Annotated in this window: 18 protein-coding genes; 9 read left to right on the forward strand and 9 right to left on the reverse strand. The window is 70.6% G+C overall.

The window, feature by feature from the left end; translation table 11 throughout:
- Nucleotides 1–70: 70 nt before the first annotated feature.
- Nucleotides 71–748 (reverse strand): spermidine synthase, encoded by a 678-nt coding sequence (locus tag ACFY1U_RS09610; RefSeq protein ID WP_390693527.1) that lies wholly within the window; start codon nucleotides 746–748, stop codon nucleotides 71–73.
- 433 nt (nucleotides 749–1,181) lie between these two features.
- Here ACFY1U_RS09610 and ACFY1U_RS09615 point away from each other — a divergent pair, with 433 nt between their 5' ends.
- On the forward strand, nucleotides 1,182–1,946 hold the full coding sequence (locus ACFY1U_RS09615) for a rhomboid-like protein (protein ID WP_390693528.1): 765 nt from the start codon (nucleotides 1,182–1,184) through the stop codon (nucleotides 1,944–1,946).
- Between the two features lie 234 nt (nucleotides 1,947–2,180).
- Nucleotides 2,181–4,595: an endopeptidase La gene (gene lon, locus ACFY1U_RS09620; RefSeq protein WP_390693529.1), complete on the forward strand. Its 2,415-nt coding sequence runs from the start codon at nucleotides 2,181–2,183 to the stop codon at nucleotides 4,593–4,595.
- A 72-nt stretch (nucleotides 4,596–4,667) separates the two neighbouring features.
- Here lon and ACFY1U_RS09625 read toward each other — a convergent pair whose 3' ends face one another.
- Nucleotides 4,668–5,492, reverse strand: coding sequence for a lysozyme (locus ACFY1U_RS09625; RefSeq protein WP_390693530.1), 825 nt, complete (start codon nucleotides 5,490–5,492; stop codon nucleotides 4,668–4,670).
- Nucleotides 5,493–5,728: 236 nt separating this feature from the next.
- Here ACFY1U_RS09625 and ACFY1U_RS09630 point away from each other — a divergent pair, with 236 nt between their 5' ends.
- The gene (locus tag ACFY1U_RS09630) at nucleotides 5,729–6,220 is read left to right on the forward strand and encodes a MarR family winged helix-turn-helix transcriptional regulator (RefSeq protein WP_390693531.1); all 492 of its coding nucleotides are present in this window, start codon (nucleotides 5,729–5,731) and stop codon (nucleotides 6,218–6,220) included.
- 17 nt (nucleotides 6,221–6,237) lie between these two features.
- Here the strand turns inward: ACFY1U_RS09630 and ACFY1U_RS09635 are convergent, their stop codons facing one another.
- Entirely contained in the window at nucleotides 6,238–6,744 is a 507-nt protein-coding gene (locus ACFY1U_RS09635; RefSeq protein WP_390693532.1) for a sensor histidine kinase, read from the reverse strand.
- A 78-nt stretch (nucleotides 6,745–6,822) separates the two neighbouring features.
- Nucleotides 6,823–7,611 (reverse strand): protein phosphatase 2C domain-containing protein, encoded by a 789-nt coding sequence (locus ACFY1U_RS09640; protein ID WP_390693533.1) that lies wholly within the window; start codon nucleotides 7,609–7,611, stop codon nucleotides 6,823–6,825.
- A 379-nt stretch (nucleotides 7,612–7,990) separates the two neighbouring features.
- Between ACFY1U_RS09640 and ACFY1U_RS09645 the strand changes: the two genes are divergently transcribed.
- Genes ACFY1U_RS09645 through ACFY1U_RS09665 form a run of 5 tightly spaced genes read left to right on the forward strand, consistent with a single transcriptional unit; the run spans nucleotide 7,991 to nucleotide 13,685 of the window.
- Nucleotides 7,991–10,861, forward strand: coding sequence for a nitrate- and nitrite sensing domain-containing protein (locus ACFY1U_RS09645; RefSeq protein ID WP_390693534.1), 2,871 nt, complete (start codon nucleotides 7,991–7,993; stop codon nucleotides 10,859–10,861).
- Nucleotides 10,858–11,361: a roadblock/LC7 domain-containing protein gene (locus ACFY1U_RS09650; RefSeq protein ID WP_390693535.1), complete on the forward strand. Its 504-nt coding sequence runs from the start codon at nucleotides 10,858–10,860 to the stop codon at nucleotides 11,359–11,361. The genes ACFY1U_RS09645 and ACFY1U_RS09650 overlap by 4 nt, the downstream gene beginning before the upstream one ends.
- Complete coding sequence (locus tag ACFY1U_RS09655; protein WP_351474393.1) at nucleotides 11,358–11,768, forward strand: DUF742 domain-containing protein; 411 nt, start codon at nucleotides 11,358–11,360, stop codon at nucleotides 11,766–11,768. Before ACFY1U_RS09650 ends, ACFY1U_RS09655 begins: the two co-directional genes overlap by 4 nt.
- A complete protein-coding gene (locus ACFY1U_RS09660; RefSeq protein ID WP_030928821.1) occupies nucleotides 11,749–12,375 on the forward strand; it encodes an ATP/GTP-binding protein in 627 nt (208 codons plus the stop codon). Before ACFY1U_RS09655 ends, ACFY1U_RS09660 begins: the two co-directional genes overlap by 20 nt.
- A 59-nt stretch (nucleotides 12,376–12,434) precedes the next feature.
- Nucleotides 12,435–13,685, forward strand: coding sequence for a styrene monooxygenase/indole monooxygenase family protein (locus tag ACFY1U_RS09665; protein WP_390693536.1), 1,251 nt, complete (start codon nucleotides 12,435–12,437; stop codon nucleotides 13,683–13,685).
- Here ACFY1U_RS09665 and ACFY1U_RS09670 read toward each other — a convergent pair.
- From ACFY1U_RS09670 to ACFY1U_RS09685, 4 genes are all read right to left on the reverse strand, one after another.
- The gene (locus tag ACFY1U_RS09670) at nucleotides 13,682–14,734 is read right to left on the reverse strand and encodes an NlpC/P60 family protein (RefSeq protein ID WP_390693537.1); all 1,053 of its coding nucleotides are present in this window, start codon (nucleotides 14,732–14,734) and stop codon (nucleotides 13,682–13,684) included. The two genes, ACFY1U_RS09665 and ACFY1U_RS09670, sit on opposite strands and share 4 nt — an antisense overlap.
- Nucleotides 14,735–14,838: 104 nt before the next feature.
- Nucleotides 14,839–15,174, reverse strand: a complete 336-nt coding sequence (locus tag ACFY1U_RS09675) for a hypothetical protein (RefSeq protein ID WP_390693538.1) — start codon at nucleotides 15,172–15,174, stop codon at nucleotides 14,839–14,841.
- Nucleotides 15,167–15,814: a TetR/AcrR family transcriptional regulator gene (locus ACFY1U_RS09680; RefSeq protein WP_390693539.1), complete on the reverse strand. Its 648-nt coding sequence runs from the start codon at nucleotides 15,812–15,814 to the stop codon at nucleotides 15,167–15,169. The genes ACFY1U_RS09675 and ACFY1U_RS09680 overlap by 8 nt, the downstream gene beginning before the upstream one ends.
- A gap of 175 nt (nucleotides 15,815–15,989) precedes the next feature.
- On the reverse strand, nucleotides 15,990–16,928 hold the full coding sequence (locus ACFY1U_RS09685) for a diiron oxygenase (RefSeq protein ID WP_390693540.1): 939 nt from the start codon (nucleotides 16,926–16,928) through the stop codon (nucleotides 15,990–15,992).
- Nucleotides 16,929–17,055: 127 nt separating this feature from the next.
- Between ACFY1U_RS09685 and ACFY1U_RS09690 the strand changes: the two genes are divergently transcribed.
- Entirely contained in the window at nucleotides 17,056–18,171 is a 1,116-nt protein-coding gene (locus ACFY1U_RS09690; protein WP_390693541.1) for a ferritin-like domain-containing protein, read from the forward strand.
- On the opposite strand, the gene ACFY1U_RS09695 is transcribed toward ACFY1U_RS09690, so the two are convergent.
- On the reverse strand, nucleotides 18,168–18,677 hold the full coding sequence (locus tag ACFY1U_RS09695; RefSeq protein WP_390693542.1) for a DUF3291 domain-containing protein: 510 nt from the start codon (nucleotides 18,675–18,677) through the stop codon (nucleotides 18,168–18,170). The genes ACFY1U_RS09690 and ACFY1U_RS09695 overlap by 4 nt on opposite strands.
- Nucleotides 18,678–18,688 lie beyond the last annotated feature (11 nt).

Here is an 18,688-nt window from a genome sequence, read left to right on the forward strand (position 1 = left end):
GCATGCTTGCGATTGACGCTTGAATGATCTGCGCCAGAGAAGCAGAGTACGGGGAGTCACCGTCCCACGGCTATCCAGGTCGGACGGCGATGTGCACAACGTCGGGAACGCCACGGGCAACCGGGATCTCTTCGGTACGCACCTGTTGGAACCCGGCATTCCGCAAGGTTTCTTCGAAATCCGGAGAGGGCTGCGCGGACCACACCACCAGCACCCCGCCTGGCTTCAACACCCTTGCGCAGCTTGTCAGTCCGGCGGGCGAGTAGAGATCGTCGTTGCCCTCGGTGACGGTCCAGTCGGGGCCGTTGTCGATGTCCAGGCAGAGGGCGTCATAAGTGGCGGATGTCTCACGGACGTACTCGATCAGATCCGTCACCACGATCTGGGTGCGCGGATCGGCGACGGCCTCGGCCGACAGGGCGGCGAGGGGGCCGTTCAGGTGCCAGTCGACGATGGCGCGCTCGCGCTCCACGACCGTGATCGCGCCCCAGCGCGGGTCGGCGGCCGCGTGTGCGAGCGAGAAGCCCACGCCGAGGCCTCCGATCAGCACGTCCGGCGCCGTGCGGGGGCCCAGGGCGTCGAGCGCGGCGTCCACGAGGAGCCGCTCCGAGCGGCCGTCCGAGGTGTCCATCAGGAAGCAGCCGTTGGCGATGATCTGCAGCAACTCGCCGTGCCGGCGGAGCACGACCTCGCCGTACGGGCCCTCGCGTCGGTCCAGGACCACAGGGGTGTCGTAGATGGCGGTCATGGCCTCCATCCTGCACGAACTCGGGTTTACGGCCAGGGGAATTACCGGGGTCGCACCCCCCGCGAATTACCCGTTCGTGGGACGTGGGGACGTGCTGGGCTCAACTGCTGCGGCGGGGGATGGCGTTGGAGCTCGGCGCAGGCCGGGGACGGGGGGCGGGCGGCTGCAGGCCTCCGCCTCTGCCCCCCGCGACGGCGCCATCGGCGAGGCGTCCGTCCGCCGCACCGGCGACCGGGACCCGCGACCCGCGCGGCGCACGCCAGGGAGGTCGACCCGCTGAGGCCGTAGAGGACGAAATCAGGAAGCAGGGGTTGTCCTCTGACGCAGGAAAAGCATGAGAGGTTGCTATGAATCGCCTCCAGCGTGGCGTCGGTCACAGACAGGGACCCCTGTGGTTGCGAAGGGTGGGGCGCAACGGAAGGAGCGCCGCACCGTGGAACCCCTCGCGACGGCCGACAATGAACCCTCGGTCGCGCCCCTTCCCGACGTGTCCGAACTTCTCGACGGTATGCCGCGTCAGCGCGGCGCGGTCACCGTCGCCGTACCGACCGTGCAGGTGCCGCTCCCCGCGGTACGCGCCCTCCGCCCCTGGCGCCTCCTGCCGACCCCCACCGGTACGCCGTTCACCTTCGCCTACGCGGCGGTCCTCGCGCTCACCACACTGATCACCACGTACGCCGCCCCGTCCCTCGTCGACACCCTGCTCCAGGCCTCCAGCACCGACGTCGCACACCTCGTGCAGACGCCCGTGCTGGTGCTGCTCGCCAGCGCGCTGTGGATCGCGGGCGGGATCGCGTCGCCGTACGTGGTCTGCTTTCTGCTCGTCCTGACGGCGCTGGAGCGGCGGATAGGCGGGGCGCGCACGGCCGTCGTCTTCCTGCTCGGCCATGTCCTGGCCACCCTCGCGACCGAGGTCCCCATCGGCCTTGCCGTCCTCGTCGGCCACCTCCCCGACAGCTCACTGCACCGCTTCGACTACGGCATCAGCTTCGGCGTCGCCGCCAGTGTCGGCGCCCTGGCCGGGCTGCTCACGCCCTGGCTGCGCTGGCCGGTGCTGGTCCTGTTCGGCGGCATGCTGGTCGAAGACCTGATCGAGTTCACGGACCCGCTGAGCAACTGGGGCCACCTGATCTCCCTGGCCATAGGCATCGCGACCTGGCCGATGATCCGCCGCTGGTACCGCACGACCACGGCCTGACTGCCGCTCGATCGCGGATTCTTTTCACCTCGCCCGGCGTTGTGTCTTCTCAGCCCGTCCGGCGTTTGAGGACAAGGCCCCTTGAGGGCCGAAGCGGGGGTCTGGGGGCGGCAGCCCCCAGTAAACGCCCACCTCACCGCCGTGATCGCTGACAGCGAACGGGGTCCCGGGAACATTGGCGGAGCGCCATGCATTGAGTCGGCATAACTCAACTTGACTGCCGGAGGGTAGATCATGGCATCGACGTCCACACCGCTCACCCTGCCCGTGCTGCCGCTCGACGACGAGGTCGTGCTGCCCGGCATGGTGGTTCCGCTGGACCTCAACGACACCGACGTACGCGCCGCGGTGGAGGCCGCCCAGGCCGCCGCCCGCTCCGAGCCGGGAAAGCCCAAGGTCCTGCTGGTGCCACGCATTGACGGGACGTACCCGGGCACGGGTGTGCTCGGCACCGTCGAGCAGGTCGGCCGGCTCGCCGACGGTGACCCGGGCGCCCTGATCCGCGGCCGCGGCCGCGTGAAGATCGGCGCGGGCACCACCGGCCCGGGTGCGGCGCTGTGGGTCGAGGGGACGAGGATCGACGAGAGCGTGCCCGAGCCGCTGCCCGGTCACGTCACCGAGCTGGTCAAGGAGTACAAGGCCCTTGCCACCGCCTGGCTGCGCAAGCGCGGCGCCTGGCAGGTGGTCGACCGGGTGCAGGCCATCGACGACGTCTCCGCCCTGGCCGACAACTCCGGATACTCGCCCTTCCTGAGCACCGATCAGAAGATCGAGCTGCTGGAGACCGCCGACCCGGTCGCCCGCCTCAAGCTCGCCACCCAGCATCTGCGCGACCACCTCGCCGAACAGGACGTTGCCGAGACCATCGCCAAGGACGTCCAGGAGGGCGTCGACAAGCAGCAGCGCGAGTTCCTGCTCCGCCGCCAGCTGGAAGCCGTACGCAAGGAACTGCGGGAGCTCAACGGCGAGCAGGACGGCGAGGAGTCCGACGACTACCGCGCCCGCGTGGAGGCCGCCGACCTGCCGGAGAAGGTCCGCGAGGCGGCGCTCAAGGAGGTCGACAAGCTGGAGCGGTCCAGCGACCAGTCCCCGGAGGGCTCCTGGATCCGCACCTGGCTGGACACCGTCCTCGAACTGCCGTGGAACGAGCGCACCGAGGACGCGTACGACATCCAGGGCGCCAAGGCGATCCTGGACGCCGAGCACGCGGGCCTGGAGGACGTGAAGGAGCGCATCACCGAGTACCTGGCGGTACGCAAGCGCCGCAGCGAGCGGGGCCTCGGCGTCGTGGGCGGCCGCCGCGGCGGTGCCGTACTGGCCCTCGTCGGCCCGCCCGGCGTCGGCAAGACCTCGCTCGGCGAGTCCGTCGCGCACGCCATGGGCCGCAAGTTCGTCCGGGTCGCCCTCGGCGGTGTCCGTGACGAGGCGGAGATCCGCGGCCACCGCCGTACGTACGTCGGCGCGCTGCCCGGCCGTGTCGTCCGCGCCATCAAGGAGGCCGGTTCGATGAACCCGGTCGTCCTGCTCGACGAGATCGACAAGGTGGGCTCGGACTTCCGCGGCGACCCCGCGGCCGCGCTCCTCGAGGTCCTGGACCCGGCGCAGAACCACACCTTCCGCGACCACTACCTGGAGGTCGAACTCGACCTGAGCGACGTCGTCTTCCTCGCCACGGCGAACGTCCTTGAGGCCATCCCGGAGGCCCTGCTCGACCGCATGGAGCTGGTCCGCCTGGACGGCTACACCGAGGACGAGAAGATCGTCATCGCCCGGGACCATCTGCTGCCGCGTCAGCTGGAGCGTGCGGGGCTGCAGTCGGACGAGGTCACCATCGACGAGAGCGCGCTGCGCAAGCTCGCCGGCGAGTACACCCGCGAGGCGGGCGTCCGCACCCTGGAGCGCTCGATCGCCCGGCTGCTCCGCAAGGTCGCGGCGCAGCACGAACTGGGCGACCGTGAGCTGCCGTTCACCATCACGGACGGTGACCTGCGCGGCCTGATCGGACGGCCGCACCACGTGCCCGAGTCCGCCCAGGACCCGGCGGAGCGCCGCACGGCGGTCCCGGGCGTGGCGACCGGTCTCGCGGTCACCGGCGCGGGCGGCGACGTCCTGTACGTGGAGGCGTCCCTGGCCGACCCGGAGACGGGTGCGGCGGGCCTGACGCTCACCGGTCAGCTGGGTGACGTGATGAAGGAGTCGGCGCAGATCGCGCTGAGCTTCCTGCGCAGCCACGGAGCCGAACTGGAGCTGCCGGTCGCGGACCTGAAGGACCGTGGAGTGCACATCCACTTCCCGGCGGGCGCGGTCCCGAAGGACGGCCCGAGCGCGGGCGTCACGATGACGACGGCCCTGGCGTCCCTCCTGTCCGGGCGCCTGGTCCGCACGGACGTGGCGATGACCGGCGAGGTCTCGCTGACCGGCCGCGTCCTGCCCATCGGCGGCGTGAAGCAGAAGCTGCTCGCCGCGCACCGGGCGGGTGTCACCACGGTGATCATCCCGAAGCGCAACGAAGCCGACCTGGACGACGTCCCGGCGGAGGTGCTGGACAAGCTCGACGTCCACGCCGTGACCGACGTCCGCCAGGTCCTGGAGCTGGCCCTCGCGCCCGCCACTAGCGACGCGAAGCCGGAGGTTCCGGTGGCGGCGTGACGGACGCCACCGGACAGGCAAGGCCCGGGTCCCGTGAGGGAGGCCCGGGCCTTCGCCCTGCGTATCGACGGCTCAGCCGTTGGCCAGTGCCTGCACCCGGTCCAGCGCTCCATTGAACTTGTCGTGGTCACCGACGGTCGGCCCGGACGACGTGTACTGCCACATCGTGTAGTAGCCCCAGCCTGCCGGCAGCGTCCCGGCGTCCGACGCGTACCGAGCGATCCACAGCGGGTTGGCCGAGGCGAAGCCCGCGTAGTTCCCGGTGCAGTCGCTCCACCAGCTCGTCGCCGTGTAGATCACGGCGTCCCGGCCCGTGCGCGCCTTGTACGTGTTCAGGAAGTCGGCGATCCAGCTGACCATCGCGCTCGCCGACTTGCCGTAGCACTCGGCGCCGTACGGGTTCCACTCGATGTCGAGGGTGCCGGGGAGGGTCTTGCCGTCCCTGGACCAGCCGCCGCCGTGGTCGACGAAGTAGTTCGCCTGGGTCGCGCCGCTGGTGGTGTCGGGGGTGGCGAAGTGGTACGCACCGCGGATCATGCCGACGTTGTACGAGCCGTTGTACTGCTGGGCGAAGTACGGGTTCGTGTAGTACGTGCCTTCGGTCGCCTTCGTGTACGCCCACTTGACCCCGCTGCTCCACAGCGTGGACCAGGCGACGTTGCCCTGGTAGCCGGCGACGTCGACGCCCTCCGTCTGGGTGGCGGCGGTGGGGGCGGGGGTGCCGCTCCGCCCGTCGTGGGCGAGGACGCCCATGCCCATGCGGGCGGAGCCGCGCGGCGGCTTGGCTGTGCCGGCCGCGTCGGCCGGGGCGGTGAGGGCCAGGGAGAGGGCGGCGAGCAGGAGCCCGGCGAGGAAGAGGCGCCGGGGGCGGACCGATCCGGATCTGTGCACGGGCATAGCGTGCCTCCGAGGGCTCGGTGATGCTCGGTGGGGAAGCGCTGCAGGGCCGAGACGCCGTTGGCGTGGGCATGTCGGCCATTTCCTGGTAAGGAAGCTACGCACGTAGAAGAGCCGGTGGGAAGGGGGGCCGGAGGCTGCCGTTGGTCTAGCCCTGCGAAATACTTGTGGAGCTGCGGCAACGACGGGGTCTGGCGGAAACTTTCAGGATCGGGAAAACCGAGGCAGGGGCTGACGTGCACGAAGGCGGAAACGGGGACGAGGGCGGACTGTCGTCCCAGACGTCACCGAGCGGCGCGGACCAGGAATACCTGTCCCTTGAGCGCGAACTGACCGTTCTGCTGCGGCGCGCCCGGGCCAGCCAGGGCGAGATGGCCCGCGAGGTCCACCCCGACCTGGAGTCCGCTGCGTACGGCCTCCTCGTACGCCTCGACGAGCACGACCGCCTGCGCGCCACCGAGCTCGCCGCCTACATCGGCGTGGGCAAGGCCACCATGTCCCGCCAGCTGCGCGCCCTGGAGGACCTGGGCCTGGTCGCCCGCGAACCCGACCCGGCGGACGGGCGGGCCTGGCTGGTCCACCTCACCGAGGAGGGCCACCGCCGGGTGAGCAAGGTCCGTGACGCCCGGCGGGCGCGCTACGTGAGCCAGCTGGCCCACTGGGACCGCCGCGAGGTGGCGGAACTGGCGCGGCTGCTGGGGGAGTTGAACCGGGGGATGGAGAAGTAGGCCCCGCCCGGCTGCCTTCAGGCGCCGGCACCGGTGAGGCGCAGGGTCGCCTCCGCGCCCCCGTCGGGGTGGTTGCGGAAGGTGAGACGGGCGCCGAACAGTCGGGCCTGACCGAAGGCGATGGCCAGGCCCAGGCCTAGGCCCAGGCCCAGGCCCGTTCCCGCGGACCCGCAGCCGGTGCGGAACCGCTGGGGACCGGAGGGGGTGAGGACGGTCAGCAGGTCGGGCGGGAAGCCGGGGCCGTGGTCGCGGACCCGCACGACCGGTCCGTCGCCGCCCCGGTCCTTCTCCACGTCCACCTCGACCGTCACCGGCGGGGCGCCATGACGAAGCGCGTCGGCGACCAGGTTGGTGGGGATCCGCTCCACGCGCCGTGGATCGGTCCCCGCGAGCGCGTCCGTGACGATCCGCACCCCGACCGTGCCCTCAGCTCCGTCGAGCCCGGCGACCGCGCGCCGGGCCATCGCGCTGACCTGGTGGGTCTCGGTCTCCACCGGCACCGCGTCGGCTTCCTGGCGGGCCAACCTCCAGGACGTCCTCGACGAGGCCGCGCAGCTTGCGCACCCCGCACGTCACGCAACGCGGTCAAGTAGCCCACCGGCTCACAACTCCACGTACACGACCGTCGCGTCGTCGTGCGTCTTGCTGCGCCGCAGATATCTCCGCTCCTCCGCGTCGGCCCGCTCCAGCATCCGTACCCGGTCGACCAGCGCCTGCGCCCCCTCCTTCCGCACAAAGCGGAAGCAGTCCGCCCAGTCGCCCTCCCGGAACTTCTCCACCCACCGGGTGGCGCCGTCCGTCAGGGCGGCCAGGGCCCGCACGTCGCCCCGCGACAGCACGCCCGTCACCGCCCGCGCCGCCACGGCCGGATCCGCGGCCGCCGTGAAGAAGCCGCCCTCCTTGTTCCGGACCGTTGAGTCCACGAGGGCGTCCGTCGCCAGGGACGACCGCGGCAGCCGCGACAGACGGTCGTCCAGGAGGGACGTGACCGTGCCCTCCGGTGACTCCACCAGCAGGGCCGAGTCCGACAGGACCAGGTACTCCAGCGTCTCCACGCCCCACCGCGCCACCACCACCGTTGCCTGTGGGGTGCGTGGGTGAGAAAGGTCACAGGTGGTCGCATGGGCCTCGGCCGTACGCGTGACGGCACGAGCCAGCGCCTCCTGGAGCGGAACATCCGGGAGGGAAACGGTCAGTTCGGTCAGGGCTCCGCCGAGACGGGACGTGTACCAGGGGACCGAATGCAGACAGCCCGTCCCGTCGCGCGGTGGCGTCACCCCGTCCAGGACGACGAGGGTCCCGCCCTGGCCGGAAGCCGGGAGTGTGGCCGCGGCGAAGTCCTCGTTGGGGTAGGTGGGATCACCAGGCTCCGAAACAAGTTCCGTATGCATTCGGCCAGTCTGCACGACGTCTTCACAAGGTTCGCCAAAGCCTGGCATCGGTCGCGGAATTGACGCACTCGCGCAGGTCAGACGCCCTGTTTGGGGTGGAATCCGTTGTTCCGGGAAGCCGTGGCGGCGAATACTGCCACCGCCCGGCGCGGACGTCCAACCGGCCTGCCGCACAGGGCCGCTGAACCCTTCCCAGGAACTTGCCCGCCAACTCTCCTCCGATGTTCACTCCTTCGGGTGGCGGGTCAGGTGATGCTCGTCCACTGCCCACCGGCACTGGGAGGGTCGGCACCGTACTGGGCGTACGTACAGTCGACGTCAGTTGACGGAGCGTCACACCCGGGCCCATGAGTACCACGAGTCAGGATTGCGAGCACCGGTGCACAAGACGCGGCCTCGTCGTACAGGCAAGCAGACGGACCCCGCAGCGGGCGTGGAGCACACGTCCGGCAGCACCGCCACCACCACCGGCAAGGGCCGGCCCACGCATGTGCGCAACCGGCTCGTCGTCGCCGTGGCCGTGGTGGCCGCCGCGATAGCCGGGGCCGGTCTCCCCTCCGTCCTCTCCGCCTCCGGGCAGCTCAGTGACTCCCAGGACCTGGTGACGCTCGCCGGGCGGACCCAGGACGCTCTGGCCCTGGCTCATTCGCTTGCCGACGAGCGGGACGAGGTGACCTCCTACATCGCCGCCGGACGGCCCAAGTCCAAGGCGCCCTCCGAGCAGCGCAGCGCCCGCGTCGACCGGCAGGTCGAGGAGCTGCAGCAGAACACCGACACCCCCGCCGCCCTCCGCGGCGACCTCGACGGCATCGCCGCGCTGCGCCGCTCCGCGCTCACCGGCAAGAGCGACGCCCTGCAGACGCACGACGCCTACTCCGCCGCCATCACCGAACTGCACCGGCTCGCCGAACAGCTGGCGCAGCAGATGCCGCCCCGCGCCGGATCGGGCGCCTACGCCCTCGCCGAGCTGGACACGGCCGTGCAGCAGGCCGCCGCCGCCCGCGGCCTGCTCCTCGCGGCGCTCAACGTGCCCAGCAGCACCCAGACGGTCATCAGCCCGGTCACCGGACTGCCGACCACGGTCACCTCCTCCTCGGCCGCCGACACCAAGCAGCGGGCCGCGCTGACCGCCGCCGCCCAGCAGGCCCGGCTGCGTTCCGACGCGGCCCTCGCCGACTTCCACGACACCGCGACCAAGGCCGCCCGGACGTCGTACGACTCCACGGTCACCGGACCCGAGGTCAACTCCGCCGAGAAGTACCTGGCCAGGCTCACCGACCAGCCGACGCTCTCCGCATCCGAACTCGGCACCAGCGCCTCGAAGGTCGACGCCGCGCTCTCCGCCCGTATCGACGCGATGCGCGGCGCGGAGTCCGCCCTCTACGACCGCCGCACCAAGGACCTGGCCCAGCTGCGCGACGACGACGTCAGCGCGCTGGAGCTGCGTATCGCCGTCCTCGGCGCCCTGATGCTGCTCGCCGTCGGCATCGCCACGGCGATGGCGCGCAGTCTCACCCGGCCGCTCTCCGTCCTGCGCCGCGGCTCGGCCCGGCTCGCCGAGGCGGCGGACCCCGCCGCCGAGGAACCGATCACCTTCACCGGCCGCAACGACGAGTTCGCGCAGGTCGTCCGCTCCGTCAACGCCCTGCACGCGCACGCGGCGGTCCTCAGCGAGCGCATCGTCACCCTGGAGGCCGACCGCAAGCACCTGGTCGGCCAGCGCCAGAAGATGGCGGACGCCCGTGAGGAGCTGCGCGCCGAACTCGCCGAATCCGCCGCCCAGTTGGAGCGGTTGCGCGACAGTATCGGCGGCACGTTCGTGAACCTCTCCCTGCGCACCCTCGGTCTGGTCGAGCGCCAGCTCGCCGTCATCGAGGGCCTGGAGGAGCGCGAACAGGACCCCGAGCGCCTCGCCACCCTCTTCAAGCTCGACCACTTCGCGACGGTCATGCGCCGCCACAGCGAGAACCTCCTGGTCCTCGCCGGCACCGAGCACGTCCAGCAGAGCGCGCACCCCGTCCCGCTCGTCGACGTCGTCCGCGCGGCGGTCAGCGAGATCGAGCGCTACGAGCGTGTCCGCATCGCCGTGCTGCCGCCGCACGCCCACGTGGCGGGCTTCGCCGCGGACGACCTCTCCCACCTGCTGGCCGAGCTGATGGAGAACGCCACCTCGTTCTCCCCGCCGGACCTGCCCGTCGAGGTCTCCGGCTGGCTCCTGGAGAACGGCGAGGTCATGCTCTCCGTCCAGGACGAGGGCATCGGCATGACCGCCGAACGCCTGACCCGCCTCAACGCCCGTCTCGCCGAGTTCGACCCCGAGTCCCCCTACGACCAGGAGGGCGAGGAGGGCCTCGGCCTCGGCCTCTACGTCGTCGCCCGCCTCGCCCACCGCCACGGCGTCCGCGTCCAGCTGCGCGAGCAGAAGCAGGGCGGCGTCGCTGCGGTGGTGGTCCTCCCGACCCCCCTCCTGGCGGCGGCCCCGCCCGCAGCGGTCCCGTCGTCCACCTCCCCGACGACGACCGGCGGCACGCTCTCGTTCTCCCTCCCCGGGGCGGACGCGGAGGCCAACTCCAACGAACTCCACGCCCGCCAGAAGCCGACCGACCCGCTGGTGGCCCTGGCGGAGAAGGCCCTCCGGCACGAGACACCCGCGCCGGCCGAAACCACGATGGAACTCTTGCTCCCGGACCTGGCGCACGAGGCCCATGGCCAGTCGGCCGCCGAGGGGGTGGAGGCCCATGGCCGGTCGGCCGCCGAGGGGGCGGAGAGCCATGGCCGCCGCGCGCCCGAGGCGACCGAGGCCCACCCGCCCCTCGCGTCCGGGACGATCCCGTCCCAAGCCCGACCGGCAGCCGCCGACGGCGAGTCCGCTCCACAGGGGCCACCCGCAGTCGACGACGAAAGTGGTACGGGTGGTACGGGTGGTACAGGTGGGAACATCCCTGCCGAAGGCGAAGCCGAGGCGGAACACACCCGCGCCCCGGACGAGGAGCAGCTCACCGACAAGGGCCTCCCCAAGCGCACCCCCAAGATCACCGCACCGACCGAGTCCGCGCCCCAGCGCCCCCGCACGGTGGACGCGGAAGCCCTCCGCCGACGACTCGGCGGCTTCCGCACCGGCGCCCAGGCCGGCTACCAGGCCGTAGAGGCGGAGATCGCAGAACAGACCGCCCAGCACCAGATGCCGGGCGCCGCACCAGCCGTATCCGAAGAAACCACGGGGGGCACTGTCGAGGAGGCAAGCAGTTGACCGCGCCCAGTACCTTCGGACTGAGCAGTGAAGCCCGCAACCTGCACTGGCTGCTGACGAACCTGGTCGAGGAGGTGCCGGGCATCCAGTCAGTAGCGGTGGTCTCCTCGGACGGCCTGCTCCTGCTCTCCTCCGACCCCGGCCGCAACGACGAGGCCCGTCAGACCCGGGACGCCAGGCCCACGGGCCCCCGGGGCTCCTCCGCCGACCTCGCCACCATCGTCTCCGGCATCGGCAGCCTCACCATCGGGGCGGCCCGGCTGATGGACTCCGGCCCCGTGAAGCACACGATGGTCGCGATGGAGGAGGGCAGCCTGTTCGTGATGTCGATCAGTGACGGCAGCCTGCTCGGCGTGCACGGCTCCGCGGACTGCGACATGAGCGTGGTGGCGTACCACATGGCCCTGTTCGTGGGCCGCGCCGGCCACGTCCTGACGCCGGAACTCCGCAGCGAGCTGCGAAAATCCCTGGAGACGGATTCCGCCGGGAGCCACCGATGAGCAGTTCGCCCAGGAAGCTTCCCGTCCGCGGCGGCGACCGCAAGCCGGCCCGAGTCCGCCCCTACTCGCTCACCGGCGGCCGTACCCGCTTCGGTCACGTCCTCCTCGTGGAGACGTTCGTGGCCGCGCTCGACGCCCCCGAGGAGCGCAAGGAACTGACGAATGGTTCGCTCAGCACCCGGGTGATGCCCGAGATGCAGGCCATCGTCGAACTGTGCCGCCGTATGCGCACGGTGGCCGAGATCGCAGCGCTGCTGAAGATGCCGCTGGGCGTGGTCCGCGTACTGCTCAGCGATCTCGCGGACCAGGGCAGGATCCGCGTGTACGGAACAGGTACCGGTCACGGCACGGGCCGCCCGGACCGCGCACTGCTGGAAAGGGTGCTGAGTGGACTCCGTCGCCTTTAGAGACACCGCCTTCGCGGACACCGACGAGGATCTGAAGTCCTGGCAGACGGACCGCACCCGTGCCCCGATCGCGACGAAGATAGTCGTGGCGGGCGGTTTCGGCGTCGGCAAGACGACCCTGGTCACCGCCGTCTCGGAGATCACGCCCCTGCAGACCGAGGCGCTGATGACCGAGGCGAGCGAGGAGACCGACGACCTCACCGCCACACCGGGCAAGCTGACCACCACCGTGGCCATGGACTTCGGCCGTCTCACGCTCGACGACGACCTGGTGCTCTATCTGTTCGGCACGCCGGGCCAGCAGCGGTTCTGGTTCATGTGGGACGACCTGGTGCGCGGCGCGATCGGCGCGGTCGTCATGGCCGACACCCGTCGCCTCAAGGACTGCTTCCCCGCCCTTGACTACTTCGAGAGCTGCGGACTGCCGTATGTCGTCGCGGTCAACCACTTCGACGGCAGCGAGCTGTTCGAACCGGAGGACGTGCGGGAGGCGTTGACGATCCCCGCCCACATACCTGTAATGATCATGGACGCGCGCCGCCGGATCTCGGTGATCGAGACCCTGCTGTCCCTGGTGGGCCACGCGCTGGACGTCACCCCCGAGTAGCCCCCGGCAGCCCACCGGAGCAGTCCCCGAGCAGTCCCCGAGTAGGAGAACAGCCCCGCATGCGGAAGATACTCGTCGTAGGAGCCGGCCAGTCCGGTCTCCAGATCGCCCTCGGACTCCAGTCGCACGGGTACGAGGTCACCCTGATGTCGAACCGGACGGCGGACGAGATCCGCTCCGGCCGGGTCATGTCGACGCAGTGCATGTTCCACACGGCACTGCAGCACGAGCGCGATCTCCAGCTGAACTTCTGGGAGTCCCAGGCCCCGAAGATCGAAGGACTCGGCGTCTCGGTCGCGGCCCCCGGCTCGCACGACCCGGGCCCGACGCAGCGCGTGATCGACTGGGTGGGCAGGCTCGACGGGTATGCGCAGTCGGTGGACCAGCGGGTGAAGATGGCCGGCTGGATGGAGACCTTCGCACAGCGCGGCGGCCAGCTGGTCATCCACGGCGCGGCGGTCTCCGACCTCGACTACTTCTCCCGTACGTACGACCTGGTCCTCGTCTCGGCGGGCAAGGGCGAGCTGGTGTCCATGTTCGGCCGGGACGCCTCCCGTTCGCCGTACGCCGAGCCGCAGCGCGCCCTCGCCGTCTCCTACGTCCACGGCCTCGGCCCCCGCCCCGAGCACCCCGACTACGACGCGGTCCGCTGCAACCTGGTCCCGGGCGTGGGCGAGCTGTTCGTCATGCCGACGCTCACCACCTCCGGCCGCGCCGACATCCTCTTCTGGGAGGGCATACCCGGGGGCCCGCTCGACGTCTTCAACGGCGTCAAGGACCCGGCGGAGCACCTCTCCCTGACCCTGGAACTCATGGAGAAGTTCACGCCCTGGGAGTTCGAGCGGGCCCGGAAGGTCGAACTGACCGACGCGGGCGGTGTGCTGTCCGGCCGCTACGCCCCCACCGTCCGCAACCCCATCGGCCGGCTGCCCGGCGGCGGACTGGTCCTCGGCGTCGCGGACGTCGTCGTCGCCAACGACCCGATCACCGGACAGGGCTCCAACTCGGCCTCCAAGTGCGCGGCTTCGTACCTCGCGTCGATCCTGGAGAACGGCGAGAAGGAGTTCGACGAGACCTGGATGCAGGCCACGTTCGACCGCTACTGGGAGACCGCCCGGCACGTCACCAAGTGGACGAACGCGATGCTCGCCCCGCCGCCGGAGCACATCCTCAACCTGATCGGCGCGGCCGGCCAGCTCCAGCCGGTCGCCGACCGCTTCGCCAACGGCTTCAACGACCCGTCCGACTACGAGAACTTCTTCTACGAACCCGAGAAGACGGCCGCCTACCTCGCGGAAGTGACCGGCTAGGCACCCTTGGGGCGCCGGTCCGGACGCACGGCACCCAGGATCGGGAAGGACGCGAGAGGCGAGACCCTGACCGTCTCGCCCGTCCGCGGCGCCTGGATCATCATGCCCGCGCCCAGGTACATCGCCACATGCGTGGCATCCGGGAAGTAGATCACGAGGTCGCCCGGGCGCAGCTTCTTCAGCGGGATCCGCGGCAGCTGCGCCCACTGCTCCTGGCTGGTGCGCGGGATCCGCCTGCCGGCCCTGGCCCAGGCCTGGGAGGTCAGGCCCGAGCAGTCGTACGACTTCGGGCCCTCGGCCCCCCACCGGTACGGCTTCCCGAGCTGCCGCACGGCGTAGCTGAGGGCCCGGGCGCCCTTCTTCGAGGGACGGCGTTCGCCGCGCAGCACCCCGGACGCCATCAGCCGCCGCTGTGCCGCGGCGGTGTCCTTGTTCTCCAACTCGCCGAGCGCGGCCAGCTGCCCGGGGGTGAGGGAGGCGAGAAGTTTCTCGACGTCCTTCAGACGCGCCTGTACGTCGTCGCGGTCCTTCTTCTGCCGCTCGGCGAGGGCCAGTTGATCGTCGAGGGCCTTCCGCGCCGCGCGGTCGAGCTCACCGGCCTGCTTCTCACTCGCGGTCAGCCGCCCGACCGTCTCGACCCGCTCCCGCGCCAACCGGCCGAGCACATGCCCCTCGTCGAGCGCCTGCTGGGGGTTGCGCGCGAGCAGCAGACGTACGTACGCGGAGATCTCGGTGCTGCCCTGGTACTGCTGTCTGGCCAGACGTCCCGCGGCGACCCGGCTGTCGTGCAGGGAGCGGCGGGCCACGGCCAGTTCGCGGTCGAGGCGGGCTACCTCCGCGCGCTGCTTCGTCAGCTTCTCCGCGGTGGCGTTGTAGGTCTCGGTGGCCTTCTCGGCCTCCCGGTACAGCCGCTGGAGATCCGTCAGCTGCTGGGCGACGGTACGCCCGCCGGGCTCCGCCCCCGGCACGGCCGCGGCGGGCGGCGGTACGAGGAGAGCGCCGGCGGCCATCGCCACCGTGCAGACCAGGCGCAGAAGCCTTCCTGACACATCATCACCTCCGGTGCGGGGCAGCCCCTCTGCTCCGCACAGTCAGGTGTTGACGTCTCCACGGCCAAAAACGCGCCGCGTGTGCGCTGATCGGCGCAAGCTCGTCACCCGTCCGTGTCGTCCGGCTTGCGGCCCGGCGTGGCGTCTGGATCGGCGTCCGGCTTGGACCACGGCCACTTCAGCTTCCCGCTGTCCTTCCACCCCTCGGGGTCGTACTCGTACTTCCACCCCTGCGGCAGCCCGAGGCGTTTGCTGTGGCCACGCGGCACGCGCCGGTAGACGACCACGGTGGGCGGGCCGCCTGCCGCGTCCGGTACGGGAATGCGGTACGTCTTGGGCGGGTGCCCGGTGGGGCCCACGAGGACGGGCAGCACGCGGCCGTCCATCGGCCCGCCCTCGAACGGTGTCTGTTCGCTCTTCACGGCACCAGTCTCAGACATCCTCGGCCAGCGCCCGCACCAGCGCGGCGGTCTGCGGGTCCCGGGCCGCGGTCACCGAGAGGACGGCCACGAACTGCTCGACCAGCCAGTCCCGCAGTTCGTCGAGCGGCGGATGCTTGTCCTCGTCGAGCCAGATCAGGGAGGCCGCCTCGACCGCGGTGATCCACATCCGTACGGTCATCCGCAGCAGCAGACCGGGGTCCGGAACGTCCAGATGGCTCAGGATGTGCTCGGCGGCGGCCCGCCGCACCCCGTCCACGATGGCGGTCGTCCGTGACGTCTCCACCACGCTGCCGCCCTGCAGCAGCGCACTGAACCCGGCGTCGTGCTGGTCGACGAACGCGAGATACCGGTCGAGGGCCCGGGCCAGCCGGGGCAGCAGCGGCCCGACCCGCGCCTCGTCGAAGCACTGCTGCAACTCGTCCGCGGCGGACCGCAGCGCCGCCTCGTACAGCTGCTGCTTCCCGCCGGGGAAGTACCGGTAGACGAGCGGTCGCGAGACCCCGGCCGCCTCCGCCACGTCGTCGAGGGAGACGTCCTCGGGGGCGCGGTGCGCGAAGAGGGACAGCGCGGCTTCGAGCAGCTGGCTGCGGCGCTCTTCGACACTGAGGCGGCGGTAGGCAGGGGCGGAGGGGGTCATGCCTCGCAGGGTAGTCGGCCGGGTGCGGGTTCGTTGTGGCTGGTCGCGCCCACGCGGCGGAGCCGCATATGTCACAGCCCCGCGCCCCTAGGGGGGTACAGCTAGGCCGACGGGACTGCACCCCCTCAGGGGCGCGGGGAACTGCGCGAGAAGCCCCACCGGCCCGCAGACTGCATCAGGCCAGCAGACCCGATGACCTCCACAGCCGTCGGCCGACACCCCGCAGCACACCAATGTCGTCCAAGAAGTCGGTCAACCTCTTCGCGCCGGTCTGCATGACCTCCCTGCGGTGCCCGCTGCCGCGAACCTGCGCCACCGCCTCCCGCCGGTCCAGCCCCACATTCGTGTACACCTCGGGATTGACGAAGGCGACGGAAAACACCCGCGCGAACTCACCGGACGTCACCCTGGTGAACTCCTGCGACCACCGCGGCGCCGTCACCATCTGCCGCCGCAGCTCCTCCCGCGCGTACCGCACATGCCGGGCCTCCTCCACGACATGGATCCGCGTGACCCCCCTGATCAGCGGCTGCACCCGCTCGTCCGGGAACGTCAGCCGCTGCATCCAGTCGAGCACCTCCTCCCCGAGGAGCGTGGCCGTGAACGACCCGGGCGTGGTCGAGATCGTCTTGAACAGCCGCCCCAGGTTCTGGTGCACCCGGGCCACCGGATACCACGGCGCGTCTCCGCGCGAGATCAGCCGCGCGAACATCTTGGAGTGCCGGCACTCGTCCTCGATCTCGGTGAGCGCGTACCGCACATGCGCGCTCGTGGCCGCCTTGTCGTAGATGTGCCGCACGAGCAGTTGCATGAGGATCAGCTCGAACCAGATGCCGAGCGAGGCCAGCGCGGCCGCCTCGTGCTGCGACAGCAGGATCCGCTGCTCCTCGCCCATCCGCTTCCACAGGGGCGTGTCGTACAGCGACACCAGCTCCGGCGGCCAGAACCACTTGCCCTCCTCGAAGGGCGCGTCCCAGTCCAGTTCCTTGTCGGGGTCGAAGGAGTGCTTGGCGGAGGAGGCGAGAAGCCGTTCGGCCACCTGTTCGCGGTCCTTGAGCAGCCCGAGCGCGTCGCGCAGACCGTCCAGCGCGTCGGCTTCCGTCAGGGTCGTCATCGTTCTCCCACCTCTGTTACCCGGGGTCACATCCTCCATCGCTTATGAGACTGCTTGTCAGCAAGCTCGTCAATCCCCTGCGCGCGACTTGTTGACCCGGCGTCTACCGCGTGTGAGCCTGCGAAGCATGCCGACTTACGACCTGTACGCCATGGACTCGGGAGACCCTCTCTGGCAGGTGCCGGCGAGCGGTGCGGCCCGCTTCAGCTGGGAGTACGACGACGGCCGTGACCGCCTGCTCGCCCTGTACCAGAAGGGCAAGGACAAGCAGTGGGACGGCCAGAGGCGCATCGACTGGGATCTCGAGGTCGACCCGTACGACCCCCTCGGCACCCCCGACGAGTCGATGTCGCTCTACGGCACCAAGCACTGGGCCAAGATGAGCGACAAGGACAAGGGTGAGCTGCGCAAGCACTACGCCTCCTGGCAGTTCAGCCAGTTCCTGCACGGCGAGCAGGGCGCGATGATCTGCGCGGCCCGGATCGTGGAGTCGGTCCCCGACCTGGACGCCAAGTTCTACTCGGCGACCCAGACCATGGACGAGGCGCGGCACGCGGAGATCTACGGCCGCTTCCTGCACGAGAAGATCGGGATGCTCTACCCGATCAACGACAACCTGCAGTCGCTGCTCGGCGACACCCTCCGCGACAGCCGCTGGGACATGCCCTACCTCGGCATGCAGGTCCTCATCGAGGGCCTGGCCCTGGCCGCCTTCGGCATGATCCGCGACACCACCGACAAGCCGCTGCCCAAACAGATCCTCGCCTACGTCATGCAGGACGAGGCCCGGCATGTCGCCTTCGGCCGGATGGCGCTGCGCGACTACTACAAGCAGCTCACCGACGCCGAACTGCGCGAACGCGAGGAGTTCGTCATCGAGGGCTGCTATCTGATGCGGGACCGGCTGCGCGGGGTCGAGGTCCTGGAGAACTTCGGCATCCCGACCGCCGAGGCGGAGGAGTACAGCGAACAGTCCGAATTCCTGGCGCTGTTCCGGCAGTTGCTGTTCTCGCGCATCGTCCCCTGCGTCAAGGACATCGGCCTGTGGGGCAAGCGGCTGCAGCAGGCGTACGTCGACATGGGCGTCTTCGAGATGGGCGACTCGAACCTGGACCTGCTGATGGCCCAGGACGAGGAGATCGCGGAACAGCTGGACGCGGAACGGTTCGCCGCGGAGGAACAGGAACGGGTGGCCGAGGTGACGGACGCGATCGAGGCGGGCGCGGCCTCGGGCGGGAGCTAGACCGAGCACCCCAGGTCGTCCGGCACCGCCAGCGGCACCGGCTCGGCCCCCTGCGCAGGGAACGAGGTCCGCAGCGTGAAGGCGTACGGCGTGGGTCCGTTCGCGCGCAGGTGCAGCAGCCGCTGCTCGGCCTCCGCGACGGTCGGCCGGTGCCCCGCCGGGACCCACCACAGGACCACCATCGCCTCTTGCACCCGCTCGAAGAACTCCCGGCGGCGGGCCAGCATCTCGCGGTGGCGGCCCTGGTACATGTACGCGGTCAGGGCGCCGCTGTCCCTCCACACCGACATGTTGATGATCAGCCACTCGTCGCCGAGGACGGGCACGTCCGTCGCGTTGCCCGAGTCGCTCTCGAGCCGCCAGACGAAACCGTCCGCCGCGTCGGCGTCGGCGTTCACGGGGTCGAGGTTGTCGACGAAGTCCTTCAACTGGGGTGAGTCCAGAGGGGCTTTGAGGCGTCCGATGTTGACCTGGGCGAGTTGGTACGCGGCATCGGGTGTCGTCATGAACCGAACGA

Origin of the sequence: Streptomyces sp. NPDC001351 (assembly GCF_042896045.1) — a bacterium.
Classification (GTDB): domain Bacteria; phylum Actinomycetota; class Actinomycetes; order Streptomycetales; family Streptomycetaceae; genus Streptomyces.